This window comes from Pseudomonas serbica, assembly GCF_028823535.1.
In the GTDB taxonomy this organism is placed as follows: domain Bacteria; phylum Pseudomonadota; class Gammaproteobacteria; order Pseudomonadales; family Pseudomonadaceae; genus Aquipseudomonas; species Aquipseudomonas serbica.
Genome location: NZ_JAQIYM010000004.1, coordinates 1 through 17,300 on the forward strand (window position 1 = coordinate 1; position 17,300 = coordinate 17,300).

Consider the following 17,300-nt stretch of genomic DNA (forward strand, 5'->3'; position numbering starts at 1 on the left):
ATGCCATTGCCGCCGCCGTGCAAGGCCTTGAAGTCGGCGTCGCCGGGGTTGAGGGTGTAGGTGTAGGTGCCGTTGGCGTTGAGCACCAGGGTGCCGTAGGTACCGATGAAAGTGCCGGGGGTGATCGGGCCGCTGTTGGGGCCGGTCGCTACGCGGTCAGCGCCTTGCACGTCGTTGCCGAGGACGTTGCCTTCGAGGGTGAGCAGGGTTTCCGAGGCGGTATTGGGGTGGGTGTCATCGATCGCCTTGGGAGCGTCGTCGGTGATGATGACGTCCAGGGTGCCGGTGGCGGTGTCGCCGTTGCTGTCACCGGCCACCACAGTGAAATGTTCACTGAGTTGGGTGCCGTCGCCGGTGGAATGGTTTTCGCTGCCGTTGAGGGTGTAGCTGTAACTCACCACGCCGGTGGTCGGGTTGTAGCCAGTGATGGTCAAGGTGCTGCCCAAGGGCGTGGTGATCGACTGCGGAAAACCGTTGGCCACGCCAGCGCTGATCACGCTGATCCCGCCGATGCTCAGGCTGGTCAGGCCGTCAGGTGCCGTGACGGTGAAGGTGCCGTTCTGGGTCAGCGCGTCGGGATTGCTCGCTGAACCCTCGGCCAGGTTGGCTTCTTTGACGGTCAGTTCACCACCCGCCACTGACAGCCCATCGAGGGAAACCGGATTGTTCGCGGGGGGCGTGACGACGGGTGGAATGACTTCGGTCGGCGCGACGACAGGCGGTACGACTTCAGGCGGCGTAACGTCAGGTGGTGTTACCAAGGGCGGTATTACCGCGACCGGCGGCGTAACCAGCGGTGCAGAGGCGCTGTCGTCGGGGTTGCGATCGCCGTCGTGCCACTCCAGCGGAAATTCCGGAATGCCGTTGAACCCGGCGGTGGGGAAACCGATGGTCGGATCGACATGCCCTCCCACTTCCTCAAGCATGACGAAACTGTGGCCTCCTCCCAGTGCTCCCCCGGCAGGGCCGGTCGAACCCGGGCCGGCCGCCGTGGCTTCCGCGGTCTGGGTGGGGTCGTCACCAGCGGCAATGGCTTTTTGCAGTTGCTCGACATCGCTCAACTGCGCCTGGCTCGGGGTCGTCGCTTCAGCCGTTTCCACGTGGGGCGAAGTCTGCGCCAGCAACTGGTCGGTCATTGGCAGGCTACTGCCGCGGCCCAGTGTCAACTCCTGGCCGTTCTGCAGATGCACCGCCACCGCCCCTTCGGCTCCGGTCACCAGTTGATCGCCGGCAAATAACCGATCCCCCTCGACCAACACTCGACGGGTGCCATCACCCGCTACCGCGAAGACCTGACCGATAACCTTGCTGACGGTACCGATGAGCGTAGCCATGTGCATTCCCTCCGCTGCCAACGCTTTGTCGGCGCCTTGTCTGAATGCGGAGAACATGCACATGGCTCAAGCAGGTTACCTGGCGAATCGCGGCCGCTGTCCAAAACCTGGCTAACCCCTTTGCAATCAATGGCATTGGGCTACCTGTCGAAAACAACGTGATCCGCCAGCCTTGCGTAACAGTCCTGAATCACCTTGGTGACAAAAAACCGTCACCCCAGTCTGCGCCGCATCCCTCCCCTCCAGTACTTCTCCGCTCTTTCTCGATAAGTGGATTTGAACTTTCCTCAACCCCTGATGTGCGCCACAAAGCACATAAATCAAGGGCTTCTGGAGAGAACAATGTGCTGGATTTTGCGGAGCGCATAAGTTTTTTTTGGCATAACGATTATGAGAAAAACTTCTTAGCTTCGGCTGAAAATGTTCTTAGCTCTCTTGTTACAAGCATGAAACGGTTTTGCCTATAAATGTCGTCAAATAATTGGCGACGCATAAAGCACTATTAGGATTCAGGGAGATGGACCATGCGCCTTTTAAACCCCCTCTGCAGCGCGGTTTTGCTGGCAATTGCCTGCAGTTCCCAAGCGCACGCCATGTCACTGACCGAAGCGATCCAGAGCACTATCGCGACCCACCCGGAACTCGCATCGCGGGTGGACAGCCGTCTGTCGGCTGATGAAGACGTGAAAGTCGCCAAGGGCGGTTTTTATCCATCGGTGGACCTCAATGCCGCCTACGGGCGCGGGTACAGCGACAACACCAACACTCGGGCGCTGGGTAATCACCACACCGAAATCCTCAATTACACCCAGTCGGAATTGCGACTGCGGCAGATGCTCTTCGACGGGTTCAACACCGCCAACGAGGTCGAGCGCACCAAGGGCGTCGTCAACTCCCGGGCGTATTACGCCCAAGGCACCGCCCAGGACCTGGCCCTGCGCACCGCCGAGGTCTACCTCGAAGTGCTCAAGCGCCGCGAGCTGGTGACCCTGGCCAAGAACAATCTGCAAGCGCACTTGCGGGTCAACGATCAGATCGGCCTGCGCACTGAGCGTGGGGTGGGCAGCAACGCCGACGCCGACCAGTCCAGCGCTCGTCGGGCCTTGGCGGAAAACAACCTGGACACCGCCGAAGTCGATCTGGCCGACGCAGAGTCCAACTTCGCCGCCGTGGTCGGGCGCCTGCCGGATGAACTTGAAGCGCCGCCGTCGATCCGTGGCGAAGTCCCCGCCTCGCTGACGGATGCCCAGCAAAGCATGGTCGACAACAACCCTTATCTGAAATCCGCCCAGGCCGACGTGCAATCGGCCGAGAGCCAGTACGAAGTTGCCAAGTCGCCGTTCTACCCGCGTTTCGACGCCGAAGCCGCGGTGGGCGCGAACAACAACATCGCCGGCGAAGAAGGCCATGACAATGAATGGCGGGTCGGTGTGGTGATGAATTACAACCTGTTCCGCGGCGGCAGCGACAAGGCGCGCCTGCAGTCCGATGCCCACAAGATCAATCAGGCAATGGACATCCGCAACAACGCCCTGCGCCAACTCAACGAAAACATCCACCTGGCCTGGAACGCCATGGTCAATGCCAAGAAACAAACGCCGACCGCCCGCGAGTACGCCGAGACCAGCCGACGCGTGCGCGTGGCGTATCAGGATCAGTTCGGCCTCGGCCAACGGACCCTGCTCGACCTGCTGGACAGCGAAAACGAGCTCTACAACGCCAACCGCCGCTACACCGAAGTCCGCTACACCGAGGAGTATTCGATGTACCGTGTGCTGGCGAACATGGGCCAGCTGCTGAGCAAGCAACGCGTGGTGCTGCCGGCCGACGCCATCGCCCAGGCTGAAGTGAAAAGCGAAGCTCGCCTGCCTGAATTGAAGTAGTGCCTGGAGCGATCAATGTGACCAGCATGGAAACCGCCAACACCGGTGTCGATCCACGCCTGAGCTTCGATGACCCGCTTCTGGACGGTCTGTTGATCCTCTGCAAACTCCACGGCGCGACGGTCAGTCGCGCCAGCCTCAGTGCCGGGCTGCCTATGGCACACCAACGCCTGAGCCTGGACCTGCTGCCCCGTGCAGCGGCCCGGGCGGGATTGCAGGCGCGCCTGCTGCGCCGTGACCTGAAAGACATCAGCGCGCTCAATCTGCCGGTGCTGCTGCTGCTCAACAACGGCCGTACCACCGTGCTGCGCCGCTATGGCGACGATGGCCGGATCCTGGTCCTGCCCAGTGAAGCCGATGGCGGCGAGCAATGGACCACCCCACAAGAGCTGGCCGAACACTACAGTGGCCAGGCGCTGTTCGCCCGCCCCCGGCATGAACTCGAAGACCTTCGTTCCCCCCTGGTGCCGCGGGTAGAGGCCTGGTTTCGCGACACTTTGAAACTGTCGAAATGGTTGTACAGCGATGCAATCCTGGCGAGTTTCCTGATCAACCTGCTGGGGCTGATGGTGCCGCTGTTCGTGATGCAGACCTACGACCGCGTGGTGCCGAACCAGGCCACCTCGACCCTGTGGGTGCTGTCCATCGGCCTGCTGATCGGCACCGGCTTCGAACTGGTGCTGCGGGTGGTACGCGCGCATTTGCTGGACACTGCCGGCAAGAAGACTGATGTAATTCTCTCGGCGACCCTGTTCGAACGCATCACCGGCATGGCGATGAAAGCCAAGCCTGCGACCATCGGTGGCTTCGCCCAGAGCATCCACGACTTCCAGGGCTTGCGCGAGTTCCTCACCGCCGTGACCCTCACCAGCCTGATCGACCTGCCCTTCGCCGTGCTGATGCTGGTGGTGATCGGCCTGCTGGGTGGCTGGCTGGTGGTGATTCCGGTCCTGGCGTTTCCGATCACGATCATTTTCGCCATGATCATCCAGGCGCGCTTGCGCGACACCGTGCAGAAAAGCCTGAGCCTGGGCGCCGAACGCCAGGCCCTGCTGATCGAAACCCTCGGCGGCCTGGAAACCCTCAAGGCCTGCAGCGCCGAAAGCGAGCGCCAGCACAAGTGGGAAAGCACCCACGGCGCACTCACCCGCCTCGACAGCCATGCACGCAACCTCTCGGCGCTGGCCACCAATGGCACGCTGTTCATCCAGCAGTTTTCCGGTATGGCGACCATCGTTGCCGGGGTCTACAGCATCATTGCCGGCAACCTCAGCGTTGGTGCGCTGGTGGCGACCTACATGCTCGGCAGCCGCGTGCTCGCACCGCTGGGGCAGATTGCCGGCCTGATCACGCGCTACCAGCAAGCGCAGCTGACCATGAAAAGCACCGACGCGCTGATGTCCCTGCCCCAGGAGCGCGATGCCAGGCAACGGCCGCTGGAGCGCACCCAACTGCAAGGCGCCCTGGATGTGGTGGGCGTGACCTTTCACTACAACGGCCAGAACGCCCCGGCGCTGGCCAATGTCAGCTTCAGCGTGAAACCCGGCGAACGGATCGGCATCATCGGCCGCAGCGGTTCGGGCAAAAGCACCTTGGGACGCCTGGTGATGGGGTTCTACGAACCGGCGCAAGGCCAATTGCTGCTCGATGGCCTGGACCTGCGGCAACTGGATGTCGCGGACCTGCGCCATCAGATTGGCTACGTCGCCCATGACCTGCCGCTGCTGGCCGGCAGCCTGCGCGACAACCTGACCCTGGGGGCGCGCTACATCAGTGACGCACGCATGCTCGAAGTGGCCGAACTGACCGGTGTCACCGAATTGGCCCGGCAACACCCACAAGGCTTCGACCGCCCTGTGGGCGAGCGCGGGCAACTGCTGTCCGGTGGTCAACGCCAGGCCGTGTTGCTGGCCCGGGCGTTGTTGCTCGACCCGCCGATCATGCTGCTCGACGAGCCCACCAGCGCCATGGACAACAGCAGCGAAGACGCCTTGCGGCAAAAACTCCACACCTGGGTCCAGGGCAAGACCGTGTTGCTGGTGACCCACCGCACCTCGATGCTCAGCCTGGTCGATCGCCTGGTGGTGCTGGACAACGGGCGGATCGTCGCCGACGGCCCGAAAGAAGCGGTCATCGATGCACTGCGCAAGGGCCGTGTCGGCTCTGCGGCCGTCTAGGAGTTGCCTATGTCCGCTTCATCGGATGCTTCCAAAGCACGTGGCTACTTCGACAGCTTCAGCAAAAGTGCCGAAGCCGAGTTCATGCCGGAAACGGCCGGCGCCGCGTTGCAGGACTCGCCACGCTGGTCGCGGATCACCGTGTGGCTGGCCGCTGCGCTGCTGATCAGCGCGCTGGCTTGGGCCAAGTTCGCGGTGCTGCAGGAAGTCACCATGGGCGAAGGCAAGGCGATTCCGTCGAGCAAGGTTCAGGTCATCCAGAACCTTGAGGGCGGCATCGTCACCGAGATCTTCGTGCGTGAAGGACAGATGGTGAACAAGGGCGACACCTTGCTGCGCCTGGATGACACCCGCTACCTGTCGAACAAGGGCGAAAGCGAGGTCGATCGTTACGCCCTGACCGCGCAGGTCGAACGCCTGTCGGCCGAAGCCGAAGGCCGGCCGTTCAAGCTGTCGGATGAAGTGATCGCCAAGGCGCCACAAGTCGCCGAAGACGAACGCTCACTGTATGAACAACGACAACGTCGACTGGCCAGCGAACAACGCACGCTGACCGAACAACTGCGGCAAAAAACCCAGGAACTGGCGGAGTTTCGCTCCAAAGCCGGGCAATATGGCTCCAGCCTGGCGCTGGTCAACCAGGAGATGGCCATGTCCGAACCCCTGGTCAAGACCGGCGCCGTATCGCCGGTCGAGATCCTGCGGCTCAAACGCAGTGCGGTGGAAATCCGTGGTTCGCTGAACGCCACCACCCTGGCCATTCCCCGGGCGGAATCGGCGATTGCGGAGATCCGCAGCAAGATCGACGAATCCGAACAGTCGTTCCGCTCGGACGCGGCCAAAGAGCTGAACGAGAAACGCACCGACCTGTCGAAAATCACGGCGACGAGCATTGCCATCGACGACCGCGTGACCCGTACCACCGTGGTTTCGCCGGTCAAGGGCATCATCAAGTTGTTGAAGGTCAACACCATCGGCGGCGTTGTCCAGCCGGGCAGTGACATGGTGGAAATCGTGCCGCTGGAAGACAACCTGCTGATCGAGGCCAAGGTCCGGCCACAGGACGTGGCGTTCCTGCATCCGGGCCAGAAAGCCATGGTCAAGTTCAGTGCCTATGACTACACCATCTATGGCGGCTTGAGCGCCAAGCTGGAACTGATCGGCGCCGACACCATCACCGACGACAAGGGCAACAGCTTCTACCTGATCCAGGTGCGCACCGACAAAAACCACCTGGGCGGGGATGTGAAACCGCTGCTGATCATTCCGGGGATGGTGGCGACGGTGGACATCATTACCGGGGAGAAGACGGTACTGGATTATCTGCTTAAACCGGTGTTGAAAGCGCGGACCGAGGCGATGCGGGAGCGTTAGTGTTTACCCGGGTTTGGTGGTGATTGATCTGGCCCCTTCGCGAGCAGGCTCGCTCCCACAGGTTTTGTGGTGGTCGCAGATTTTGTGCACGACACGGACACTGTGGGAGCGAGCCTGCTCGCGATGAGGCCATCAAGACCACCGATCATTTTTCAGAATGATTACGCTGGTAAGTCTCCTCCCCCATCGCCGCAATCTGCCCCTCGATCAACGCCTCGAACGGCCTGAGCAACGGCGTAAAGGTGGTCGGTGCTTCGAGGGTTTCCAGCGCCTGTACGATCGCCTCCACCGTCGACAGTGCGCCGGGCCCCGGCGCCTTGCGCAATCGATAACGGGAGACCCCGCCTTGCGCCAGCGTCACTCTGGGCAATGCTGCCAGCAGCGGATTCAGGTGCAGCATCTTGCGCGCCTTGCGCCAGGTGCCGTCCGGTACGACCAGCAACAGCGGCTCCTCGGTAACGGTACAGGCCTGCATCGGTTGTGCATCCTCCCCGGGAAACAGCAAGCGCGCCCGATAGCCCGACTGATTCAACAAACCTGGCAGGTCCTCGAACACCTCACCGACGATCAACTCGGCATTGTTCAACCCAAGCGCCGCCAACCGCGCGGTGTTCAGGGCATGGTTCACTTCGCTGGGGTGTTGCAACAGCAACACCCGGGTGCGGCTGTCGAGACTGGGGATCAGCGGGCACAGGCAGTGGCTTTGCGGGCGCAGGCAGCGGGGGCATTGAATTCTCGGCATCGTCTTCACGCCTGATTGAGTTGTGCTTTGAGCAGATCGCGAAAAGTCTGGATCAGTGGTTCACGGCTGCGGCCACGGCGCACGATCATCGAGAACGGCGCCTGATAACCGAAGGTGGCCGGCAACAGCACGCGCAAGTCGCCCTTGTCGGCCCACGCCTGGGCGTAATGTTCCGGCAAGTAACCGATGTAGGCGCCGGACAGCACCAGAATCAGCTGCGCCTCCATGCTCTCAACGGTCGCGGCACTGTGCTTGAAGCCATGACGGGCCAGTTCGGCCTGGCTCCAGTAGCCTCGACCGACCATGCGTTGCTGGGTGATGACTTGCTCGGGAATGCGCCGCTCATTGAATAGCGGATGCCGGGTGCTGCAATACAACCAGTGCTGTTCGCGATACAGCGGCATGTACACCAGTCCACTCATGCGTGTGGAAAACGCGCCGATGGCCAGGTCGAGGCGATTGTCCTGCACGCCCAGTTGCAGTTCGTAGGGGCTCATCACCGACAGGTGCAGGTGCACCGCCGGATGCTCCTGGCTGTAGGCGCCGATGGCTTCGGCGAACGGCAGAGCCTTGTCGCTGACCGTGGAGTCGATCACTCCCAGGTTCAGCGTGCCGCGCAATTCGCCCTTGAGCGCGGCGGCATATTGTTCGAAACCTTCGAGCTCGGCTAACAGACGCAGGGTTTCCTGGTGAAACAGCTCACCCTTGCTGGTCAGGCTGAACCCGCCACGGCCGCGATGGCAAAGGACCAGGCCCAGGGCGGATTCGAGCTGGCTCATGTAGGTACTGATGGCCGACGTCGAGAGGTTGAGCTCTTGCTGGGCGTTGGCGAAGCCCTGATGACGCACCACGCTGACGAAAATGCGCAGCAGTTTGAGGTCGGGTAAAGCGTTGGCCATGGTGGCTCCGTAACCAGTCAGGATGCATTCCCACGCGGAGCGTGGGAACGATCGGTGAGAAGTCTATCGCTGCTCCCGCCATTAGTTTAGAAAAATCTGAACTAAGTATTTGCCCGTAGCGATTCTTCCCGGCCACTACATTTCGCAGAATCGCCGCCACAAGGTTCGCCCGTGCTTGCGTGAACGGCGAAACCCAATAAATAAAACAACGACGATGAGGCCCTACCCGTGGACAAGATTCTTCACCAACCACTGGGCGGCAACGAAATGCCGCGCTTCGGCGGCATCGCCACCATGATGCGACTCCCCCATGTACCGACCGCTGCAGGTCTGGACGCTGCTTTTGTCGGCGTGCCGCTGGACATCGGTACCTCCCTGCGCCCTGGCACTCGTTTCGGACCTCGCGAAATCCGCGCCGAATCGGTGATGATCCGCCCCTACAACATGGCCACCGGCGCTGCCCCGTTCGACTCGCTGTCGGTTGCCGACATCGGCGACGTGGCGATCAATACCTTCAACCTGCTGGATGCCGTGCGGATCATCGAAGAATCCTACGACAACATCCTCGAACACGATGTGATCCCCCTGACCCTGGGTGGCGACCACACCATCACCCTGCCAATCCTGCGTGCCATCCATAAAAAGCACGGCAAGGTCGGCTTGGTGCACATCGACGCCCACGCCGATGTGAACGATCACATGTTCGGCGAGAAAATCGCCCACGGCACCACCTTCCGTCGCGCCGTCGAGGAAGGCCTGATCGATCCGGACCGTGTCGTCCAGATCGGCCTGCGCGCCCAGGGCTACACCGCTGACGACTTCAACTGGAGCCGCAACCAGGGCTTCCGCGTGGTCCAGGCCGAAGAGTGCTGGCACAAATCCCTGGCCCCACTGATGGCTGAAGTACGTGAGAAAGTCGGCGGCGGTCCGGTGTACCTGAGTTTCGACATCGACGGTATCGACCCGGCCTGGGCACCTGGCACCGGCACTCCGGAAATCGGTGGTCTGACGACCATTCAGGCCATCGAGATCGTTCGCGGCTGCCAAGGCCTGGACCTGGTCGGTTGCGATCTGGTAGAAGTCTCGCCCGCTTACGACACCACCGGCAACACCTCGCTGCTGGCCGCCAACCTGCTCTACGAAATGCTCTGCGTATTGCCTGGCGTGGTCCATCGCTGAGGATCGGGCATGAACGAACGTGATCAGGTTTTGACAGCGGCTGCCGACCTGGTATCCGCCTTCGCCCGTAACGATCGCGAAGCCTACTTCGGCGCGTTTAGCGCCGATGCCAGCTTCGTCTTCTACACCCTCGAACAGCCACTGCTGTCGCGCGATGCCTATCAGGCGTTGTGGGACAGCTGGCGTGCCGAGGACGGCTTCGAGGTGCTTTCGTGCACCTCGAGCAACGCTTTCGTCAGCTTGCAGGGTGACGTGGCGATTTTCATCCATGACGTGGCCACCGAGCTGCGCATGCAAGGGGAGCAACACTTCAGCCAGGAGCGCGAGACGATTGTTTTCAAGAAACAAGCGTCTGGCCAAGAACAACAAGGCCTGTGGCTGGCCTGTCACGAACATTTGTCCGCCATGCCGGAAGGGCTGCCAACCCCTTAGCCAAACAGGTGACGCTCACGCACGATGAGCGCGCCTTTATGATCGGAGCAGATCATGAATAACAACAACAACGACCAAAGCCTTACGCAGATTGAAACCCACGGGGTCGAACAGATCCCGGACAACGAACGCACCGCAGGCCCCACGGACTTGTTCCGGATGATCTTCGGTGGTTCCAACACCTTTGCCACCGCCGTGCTCGGCAGCTTCCCGGTACTGTTCGGCCTGTCTTTCCAGGCGGGCGTGCTGGCGATCGTGCTGGGCGTGTTACTGGGTTCGCTGATCCTCGCGCCGATGGGCCTGTTCGGCCCGATCAATGGCACCAACAACGCCGTGTCTTCCGGTGCACACTTTGGCGTGCACGGGCGGATCGTCGGCTCGTTCCTGTCGCTGTTGACCGCCATCGCCTTCTTCTCGCTCTCGGTGTGGAGTTCGGGTGATGCGCTGATCGGTGGCGCCAAGCGCCTGATCGGCCTCCCGGAAACCGACCTGACATTGGGCCTGGCCTACGGTCTGTTCGCGATCCTGGTACTGACCGTGTGCATCTATGGCTTCCGTTTCCTGCTGTGGGTCAACAAGATTGCAGTGTGGAGCGCCAGCCTGTTGTTCCTGCTGGGCATCTTCGCTTTCGCTGGTCCCTTCGATGTGAACTACGCCGGCTCCGTGAACATGGGGCAACCGGGTTTCTGGGCGGCCTTCATCGGCGCCGCACTGGTGGCCATGAGCAACCCGATCTCCTTCGGTGCGTTCCTCGGCGACTGGTCACGCTACATTCCGCGTGAAACCTCCAAGCGCCGGATCATGGCCGCTGTGGTGATTTCGCAAATCGCGACCTTCATCCCGTTCCTGTTCGGCCTGACCACCGCCACCATCGTAGCGATCAAGGCACCGGACTACATCGCCGCCAATAACTATGTCGGCGGCTTGCTGGCGGTTTCACCGAGCTGGTTCTTCCTGCCGGTGTGCCTGATAGCGGTGATCGGCGGCATGTCCACCGGCACCACCTCGCTCTACGGCACCGGGCTGGACATGTCCAGCGTGTTTCCTCGGGTGCTGTCGCGGGTCAAGGCGACGTTGCTGATCGGTGTGATGTCGATTGCCTTCATCTTCATCGGACGCTTCGCGGCGAACCTGGTGCAGAGCGTGTCGACCTTCGCCGTACTGATCATCACCTGCACCACCCCGTGGATGGTGATCATGATCATCGGCCTGCTGGTGCGTCGCGGTTTCTACTGCCCGGATGACCTGCAAGTGTTCACCCGCGGCGAGAAAGGTGGCCGCTACTGGTTCACCCACGGCTGGAACTGGCGTGGCCTGGGTGCCTGGATTCCGAGCGCGGCCGTGGGCCTGTGCTTCGTGAACCTGCCGGGGCAGTTCGTTGGACCACTGGGGGAAATGGCCGGCGGTATCGACATCAGTCTGCCGGTCACCCTGGCCCTGGCCTCGCTGGTGTACCTGGCGCTGCTGAGCCTGTTCCCGGAACCGCACGCGGTGTTCGGCCCGAATGATTCACGCAGCAAGAGCACAAGCATCACGGCGAAACCAGAACAACGTCAGCCCGCCTGACACAGATACACCTGTGGGAGCGAGCCTGCTCGCGAAGACGGCGGCACATTCAACATCAATGTGACTGACAGACCGCATTCGCGAGCAGGCTCGCTCCCACAGAGAGCAGCCCCACAGAAACGCCTTTGTTTCACATAAAAAAGACAATCGGAGACACGCCATCATGGCTTTGGATTTATTCGTCGTACTCATCTACGCCGCCGCGATGCTGATACTCGGCTATTACGGCATGCGCAAGGCCAAGACCAACGAAGACTTTTTGGTCGCCGGTCGTAATCTCGGCCCGAGCATGTACATGGGCACCATGGCCGCCACCGTCCTGGGTGGCGCGTCCACCGTGGGCACCGTGCGCCTGGGCTACGTACATGGCATCTCCGGTTTCTGGCTGTGCGCGGCCCTGGGTTGCGGGATCGTCGCGCTGAACCTGTTCCTGGCCAAACCTCTGCTCAAGCTGAAAATCTACACCGTTACCCAGGTCCTGGAAAAACGCTACAACCCGATGGCCCGCTCCGCGAGCGCGGCGATCATGCTGGCGTACGCGCTGATGATCGGCGTGACCTCGATCCTGGCCATCGGCACCGTGCTGCAAGTGCTGTTCGGCCTGCCATTCTGGGTCTCGGTACTGCTCGGCGGTGGCGTGGTGGTGGTCTATTCGGCCATTGGCGGCATGTGGTCGCTGACCCTGACCGACATCGTCCAGTTTGTCATCAAGACCGTCGGCCTGATGTTCATCCTGCTGCCAATCTGCCTTTACCGCGTTGGCGGTTGGGATGATCTGGTGTTGAAACTGCCGGAGGCAGCGTTCAGCTTCACCACCATCGGCTGGGACACCATCATCACCTACTTCATGATCTACTTCTTCGGCATCCTGATCGGTCAGGACATCTGGCAACGGGTGTTCACCGTCAAGTCCGCCAAAGTAGCCCAGGTCGCCGGTACCGCTGCCGGTATCTATTGCATCATCTACGGTCTGGCCTGCGCCCTGATCGGCATGGCTGCCCATGTACTGATCCCGGACCTGGACAACGTCAACAACGCTTTCGCTGCAATCGTGAAGCTGTCCCTGCCGGACGGTATCCGCGGCCTGGTGATCGCTGCCGCCCTGGCCGCCATGATGTCCACCGCCAGCGCGGGCCTGCTCGCCGCTGCCACCACCCTCACCGAAGACCTGCTGCCGAAACTGCGCGGCGGCAAACAGTCGAGCCTGGGCCTGAACCGTCTGGTGACCATGTTGACCGGCATTGTGGTGCTGGGCATCGCCCTGGTGGTGAACGACGTAATCAGCGCCCTGACCCTGGCCTACAACCTGTTGGTGGGCGGCATGCTGGTCCCGCTGATCGGTGCGATCTTCTGGAAACGCGCGACCACCGCCGGCGCCATCGCCAGCATGGGCCTGGGTTTCGCCACCGCGCTGGTGTTCATGTTCAAGGACGGCCTGGACGCCAACACCCCGATCTACTACAGCCTCGGCGTAGGCCTGGTGAGTTTCGTGATGGTCAGCCTGATGTCCCGTCGCCCGGCGACGCTGGCCAGCGCCGCCTAAGCTGAACATAACGACTTGATGCTTTCTTCGACGAGTGTGGCGTCGGTTGCCACACTCGTTTTTTTTCGCCTGAAGGAAACTGCCCATGAAGATCGTCAGCCGCGATCAGTGGTTCGAAGTCAAACAGCTCAGTGACGGCATCCGCCTGATTCACGAGCCTTATATTCGCCCCTTCTATCGCTGCAACCTCTGGCACATTCAAGGCCGCGACAAAGACCTGCTGCTCGACAGCGGCTCGGGACTGGTCAGCCTGCGCGAACAACTGCCGTGGATCACCGAGCGCCCCCTGGTGGCGGTGGCCAGTCACTGCCATTTCGACCACATTGCCGGGCACCACGAATTCGCCGAGCGCCTGGTGCATCCGGCGGAGGCGGACATCCTTGCCGCACCGGACGGGGAGAACGACTTGAGCAGGGCCTTTGTCGGCGACGACATGTTCGAAGCGCACCCCGATTGCCCGTTGTGCTACGCCGAGTATCGGGTCACGGCCGCACCGGCCACCGGGACCATCGAGGAAGGCGACGTCCTGGACCTGGGTAACCGGGTGCTGCAAGTGCTGCACACGCCGGGGCACTCGCCGGGCGGCATCAGCCTGTACGAAGCGGCGACCGAGACCCTGTTCAGCGGCGACATCATCTACGACGGGCCGCTGATCGAAGACGCCTACCACTCCAACCTCGACGACTATGCACGCAGCCTGCAACGCTTGCGCGCCCTGCCGATCCGTACGGTACATGGCGGGCATTTCGGCAGTTTTTCCGGGGCGCATCTGCACCACATGATTGACCAATGGCAACGCTCGCACGGCTGAAGCCTGCTGTACTGAATACCAGGAACAAAGCGCAGGGACGATCACAACAACGCCGTCGAAGACCTGCCATGAAAAGAACTGCCGTGCGCGCCGCCGTCCATCTTTACATCAGCCGGATGCTTGAAGGACGGGATGACTTCGACGACAACGCCAGCCTGGCGCAGTTGGGATTGGATAAAGCGGATATCGAAGACCTGATCTTCCATCTGGAAGACGAACTCGGCTTGACGGCGTTCACCGCCGAGGAAGACCGAATACTCAAGACCGCCAGGACGGCGAACGACTTGAGCCGGTTCTTGATGGAAATCGGGCGGCATTGACCTGTCCGATCTCTCTGGAAGCACTCATTACTCATGGAGCAGCAGCCCTCGGCTGCTGCTGCAAAACGGCGTCGTGTTACCGGCGACGCTGCTGGCGACGGCGCTGTTCGTCGTCGGTACGAATAGGCACAGGTTGCAGAGGCGGTTCAATCAAACCGAGCGCAACACCCAGGTCGTGCAGCCAGTTTTGGATTTTCTCTTTCATGATGCCCCCTTCAGGGTAGTGCCGGGCGACCGGAATTCTGTAGTCGCTTCGCACTGATAATAGTCCGAAGTGCCGAGCAATGCTCGCCAAACATAGCAACGATCTGTTACTGAATGGATCACAATCCGACGACAAGCGTTCAGCCCGGCCCGTAGCCCATGGCGGGCAGCCCCCGTGCAATCCACTCAAGGCTGCCCGAGCGCCCTGCGTAACCGGCGACGCACCCACTGTTCAGCGCTGACAAAGGTTATCCCCAGCAGTACCAGCACGGCACCGATGACGAAGTTGAGGCTCAGCGCCTCGCCCAGCAGGACCACTCCGAATGTGACGCCGAACAAGGGCGTCATGAATGAAAACACTGCCAGGTTGGCCGCGAGATAACGACGCAGCAGCCAGAACCAGACCAGATAACTGAAGAACGACACCACCACGCCCTGGAACAGCACGCTGGTCACCGCCACGCTGGTCAGGCTGACGTGGGTGATCTGGCCACTGAGCAATGCAATCAGCAACAGGCCGACGAAACCGACGATCAACTGGTAAAACAAAGTCAGGGTCACCGGCGCCTCCGACAGACGCGAAGCACGCACCACTACGGTAGTCGCGCCCCAGCAGGCTCCCGCCAGGACACCCAGCGCATCGCCCAGCAACATGCGGCGATCGAGGTTGTCCCAAGACACGCCACCGGCAAAGGCAACGCCGATACCGACGAAAGCCAGGAAAATGCCCAGCCACTGCACCGGCCGCAAACGCTCGCTCGGCAACAACCAGTGCACGCCCAATGCGGTAAAGATCGGCGCGGTGTAGAGGAACACCGACATGTGCGCCGCCGTGGTCAGCTGCAGGCCTTCGGAAATGAACAGGAACTCCAGGCCAAACAGCGCACCGGCCAACAGCCCGCCGCGCCAGGTGGCGCCCACCTGATCCCAGCCGCCCTTCCAGCAGATCAACAACCCCACCAGCAGCGCGGACAGGCCCGAACGCCCGGCTGCCTGCATGACCGGCGCAATATCGGGCGCCGCCCACTTGATCATCACCTGCTGAATGCCCCAGACCAGGCACAACCCCACCATCACTTGCAGGGCAAATCCATCGGCGCTGCGCCGGGTGGCGCTCACCGTAATACCTCGACAACACAGAACATGGCAGTGGCTCGACAGAGAACAGGAAAGCCCCGGCCCGCTTGTTGATCAAACGGCGCCGGGGCGAAAGTCATGCTGTCGATTATTAACCAGATGGACAGAAATTACCGTCTGTCCGAGACATTTACCGCTCTGCGCACGTCATTGTGCAGGGATGCGGCTCAGCTCAACTCGATGCGATCGGCGTGAATGACAATCTGGCCATTCTTGTACAACGCACCAATGGCCTTCTTGAAGTTGCCTTTGCTGACGCCAAACATGCTGCTGATCAGGGTCGGATCGCTCTTGTCGCTGACGGCCAGGCTGCCGTTGTTTTCGCGCAACTTGGCGAGGATCTTCGAGTTCAGGCTGCTGGCCGCTTCGACGCCCACCGGTTGCAGGCTCAGGCTGATCTTGCCGTCACTACGGACTTCCTTGATGAAGCCCTTCTCTTCCTTGCCGGCGCGCATGAACTTGAAGATTTCGTTCTTGTGAATCAGGCCCCAGTGCTTGTTATTGATGATTGCCTTGAAGCCCATGTCGGTGGCTTCGGCTACCAACAGGTCAACTTCCTGCCCCGGGGTGTAGTTGGCAGGCGTCTTGTCCAGGTACCGATCCAGGCGCGCCGTAGCGGTAATGCGGCGGGTATGCTTGTCGAGGTAGACGTGTACCACGGCGTATTCACCGGCCTGCATCTGGCGCTTTTCTTCCGAGTACGGCAGCAGCAGGTCTTTGGGCAGCCCCCAATCCAGGAACACCCCAATACTATTCACTTCAACAACTTTCAAACTGGCGAATTCACCGACTTGAACTTTCGGCTTTTCAGTAGTTGCGATGAGTTTGTCATCGCTATCCAGATAAACAAAAACGTTGAGCCAGTCTTCATCTTCGCTGGGAATATCTTTTGGAATATAACGATTAGGCAAGAGGATTTCACCTTCCGCGCCACCGTCCAGATATAAACCGAAGTTAGTGTGTTTAACCACTTGTAAACTGTTGTAACGCCCGACTAAAGCCATGTCCAATACCCTCATTGCGTGGCGGCATTCTACCCGGTTTTAGCGATCAGTTTCTGCGGTCAGCCCGGTGGCACCAGAAATTCCCCGCAAAGCCTTAATTTTTCTCGGTTTTGCCCTGCTCGACCGGCCGCTCGTCAGACTGAGCAGGCAATTATCCCGCCGCCTACCCTTGGCGAAACGCTGTTTTCCCCAGCCAGGTTCTTAGTTAAAACAGCGGCTTAGGGCAATATTGCAAATAACAATTTGCATTTTGTAGCCGCTCCCTCCAATGTCTTCCACCGGATATTTACCAAGCAAATATCAACTCAATCCTGTACGATGCCTGGCCAAGTTAATTTTCTACAGGTTAATGGCCGCCATGCGTGTAAAAGCATCCAACAGCAAAGCAAAGCCAGCTCCAGCCGTCGAAACCAGCGAATCGATCAACAACCAGATCGCTGCGTTCCTCAAATCCGGTGGTGAAATCCAGCAAATTGCCAAAGGTGTCAGCGGCCAGTCGTTCGGCCCGTCCAAGCAGATCACGCTGGGCAAGAAGTAACCCCCCCGCAACTGGTCCCTAAGCGCTTTGAGCTTCGAAGCGCTTGGACTGGAACCTTGTAACACCTCCGCTGCACCCCCCCCAATCTTGTAGAAATCGACGAACGGGTCACGCTGCCTGTCATTCGTCGGTATCCTTGCACGCGTCTGGATCAAGC

16 protein-coding genes are annotated in these 17,300 nt (G+C 60.8%); 10 read left to right on the forward strand and 6 right to left on the reverse strand.

All coding sequences use genetic code 11. The annotated features are described in order from the left end of the window. A partial coding sequence (locus NQL71_RS06930) for a retention module-containing protein (protein ID WP_274642456.1) occupies positions 1-1,334 on the reverse strand: 1,334 nt, incomplete at its 3' end. A gap of 524 nt (positions 1,335-1,858) precedes the next feature. On the opposite strand from NQL71_RS06930, the gene NQL71_RS06935 reads away from it, so the two are divergent. From NQL71_RS06935 to NQL71_RS06945, 3 genes are read left to right on the forward strand one after another with little or no spacing between them, the layout of a single operon-like run. After that, entirely contained in the window at positions 1,859-3,217 is a 1,359-nt protein-coding gene (locus NQL71_RS06935) for a TolC family outer membrane protein (protein WP_046816840.1), read from the forward strand. A 17-nt stretch (positions 3,218-3,234) separates the two neighbouring features. Next, positions 3,235-5,394 (forward strand): type I secretion system permease/ATPase, encoded by a 2,160-nt coding sequence (locus NQL71_RS06940; protein WP_077184108.1) that lies wholly within the window; start codon positions 3,235-3,237, stop codon positions 5,392-5,394. A gap of 9 nt (positions 5,395-5,403) precedes the next feature. Continuing rightward, positions 5,404-6,768, forward strand: coding sequence for an HlyD family type I secretion periplasmic adaptor subunit (locus NQL71_RS06945; RefSeq protein WP_046816838.1), 1,365 nt, complete (start codon positions 5,404-5,406; stop codon positions 6,766-6,768). Positions 6,769-6,913: 145 nt separating this feature from the next. On the opposite strand, the gene NQL71_RS06950 is transcribed toward NQL71_RS06945, so the two are convergent. Together NQL71_RS06950 and NQL71_RS06955 are read right to left on the reverse strand one after the other, a co-directional pair. After that, positions 6,914-7,510: a tRNA-uridine aminocarboxypropyltransferase gene (locus tag NQL71_RS06950; protein WP_274642457.1), complete on the reverse strand. Its 597-nt coding sequence runs from the start codon at positions 7,508-7,510 to the stop codon at positions 6,914-6,916. Between the two features lie 5 nt (positions 7,511-7,515). Continuing rightward, positions 7,516-8,409, reverse strand: coding sequence for a LysR family transcriptional regulator (locus NQL71_RS06955; RefSeq protein ID WP_046816836.1), 894 nt, complete (start codon positions 8,407-8,409; stop codon positions 7,516-7,518). A 228-nt stretch (positions 8,410-8,637) separates the two neighbouring features. On the opposite strand from NQL71_RS06955, the gene speB reads away from it, so the two are divergent. The 6 genes from speB (at position 8,638) to NQL71_RS06985 (ending at position 14,260) form a co-directional block, all read left to right on the forward strand. Then, on the forward strand, positions 8,638-9,588 hold the full coding sequence (gene speB / locus NQL71_RS06960; protein WP_008060136.1) for an agmatinase: 951 nt from the start codon (positions 8,638-8,640) through the stop codon (positions 9,586-9,588). A gap of 9 nt (positions 9,589-9,597) precedes the next feature. Continuing rightward, the gene (locus NQL71_RS06965) at positions 9,598-10,020 is read left to right on the forward strand and encodes a YybH family protein (RefSeq protein WP_046816835.1); all 423 of its coding nucleotides are present in this window, start codon (positions 9,598-9,600) and stop codon (positions 10,018-10,020) included. Between the two features lie 54 nt (positions 10,021-10,074). After that, positions 10,075-11,586, forward strand: coding sequence for a purine-cytosine permease family protein (locus tag NQL71_RS06970; RefSeq protein ID WP_274642458.1), 1,512 nt, complete (start codon positions 10,075-10,077; stop codon positions 11,584-11,586). Between the two features lie 163 nt (positions 11,587-11,749). Further along, the gene (locus NQL71_RS06975) at positions 11,750-13,129 is read left to right on the forward strand and encodes a sodium:solute symporter family protein (RefSeq protein WP_274642459.1); all 1,380 of its coding nucleotides are present in this window, start codon (positions 11,750-11,752) and stop codon (positions 13,127-13,129) included. Between the two features lie 85 nt (positions 13,130-13,214). Further along, complete coding sequence (locus NQL71_RS06980; RefSeq protein WP_046816832.1) at positions 13,215-13,940, forward strand: MBL fold metallo-hydrolase; 726 nt, start codon at positions 13,215-13,217, stop codon at positions 13,938-13,940. A gap of 68 nt (positions 13,941-14,008) precedes the next feature. Continuing rightward, positions 14,009-14,260 carry a phosphopantetheine-containing protein gene (locus NQL71_RS06985; RefSeq protein WP_046816831.1) on the forward strand — a complete coding sequence of 84 codons (252 nt, stop codon included), beginning with the start codon at positions 14,009-14,011 and terminating at the stop codon, positions 14,258-14,260. A 76-nt stretch (positions 14,261-14,336) separates the two neighbouring features. Here the strand turns inward: NQL71_RS06985 and NQL71_RS06990 are convergent, their stop codons facing one another. The 3 genes from NQL71_RS06990 to NQL71_RS07000 all read right to left on the reverse strand — a co-directional run bounded on the left by NQL71_RS06990 (position 14,337) and on the right by NQL71_RS07000 (position 16,605). Further along, on the reverse strand, positions 14,337-14,465 hold the full coding sequence (locus NQL71_RS06990) for a PA1414 family protein (RefSeq protein WP_007914492.1): 129 nt from the start codon (positions 14,463-14,465) through the stop codon (positions 14,337-14,339). A 185-nt stretch (positions 14,466-14,650) separates the two neighbouring features. Next, complete coding sequence (locus NQL71_RS06995) at positions 14,651-15,583, reverse strand: DMT family transporter (RefSeq protein WP_077184116.1); 933 nt, start codon at positions 15,581-15,583, stop codon at positions 14,651-14,653. Positions 15,584-15,768: 185 nt separating this feature from the next. Continuing rightward, the gene (locus NQL71_RS07000) at positions 15,769-16,605 is read right to left on the reverse strand and encodes a CvfB family protein (protein WP_077184117.1); all 837 of its coding nucleotides are present in this window, start codon (positions 16,603-16,605) and stop codon (positions 15,769-15,771) included. Positions 16,606-16,954: 349 nt separating this feature from the next. On the opposite strand from NQL71_RS07000, the gene NQL71_RS07005 reads away from it, so the two are divergent. Further along, positions 16,955-17,143: a PFL_1563 family small protein gene (locus tag NQL71_RS07005; protein WP_020795406.1), complete on the forward strand. Its 189-nt coding sequence runs from the start codon at positions 16,955-16,957 to the stop codon at positions 17,141-17,143. Positions 17,144-17,300 lie beyond the last annotated feature (157 nt).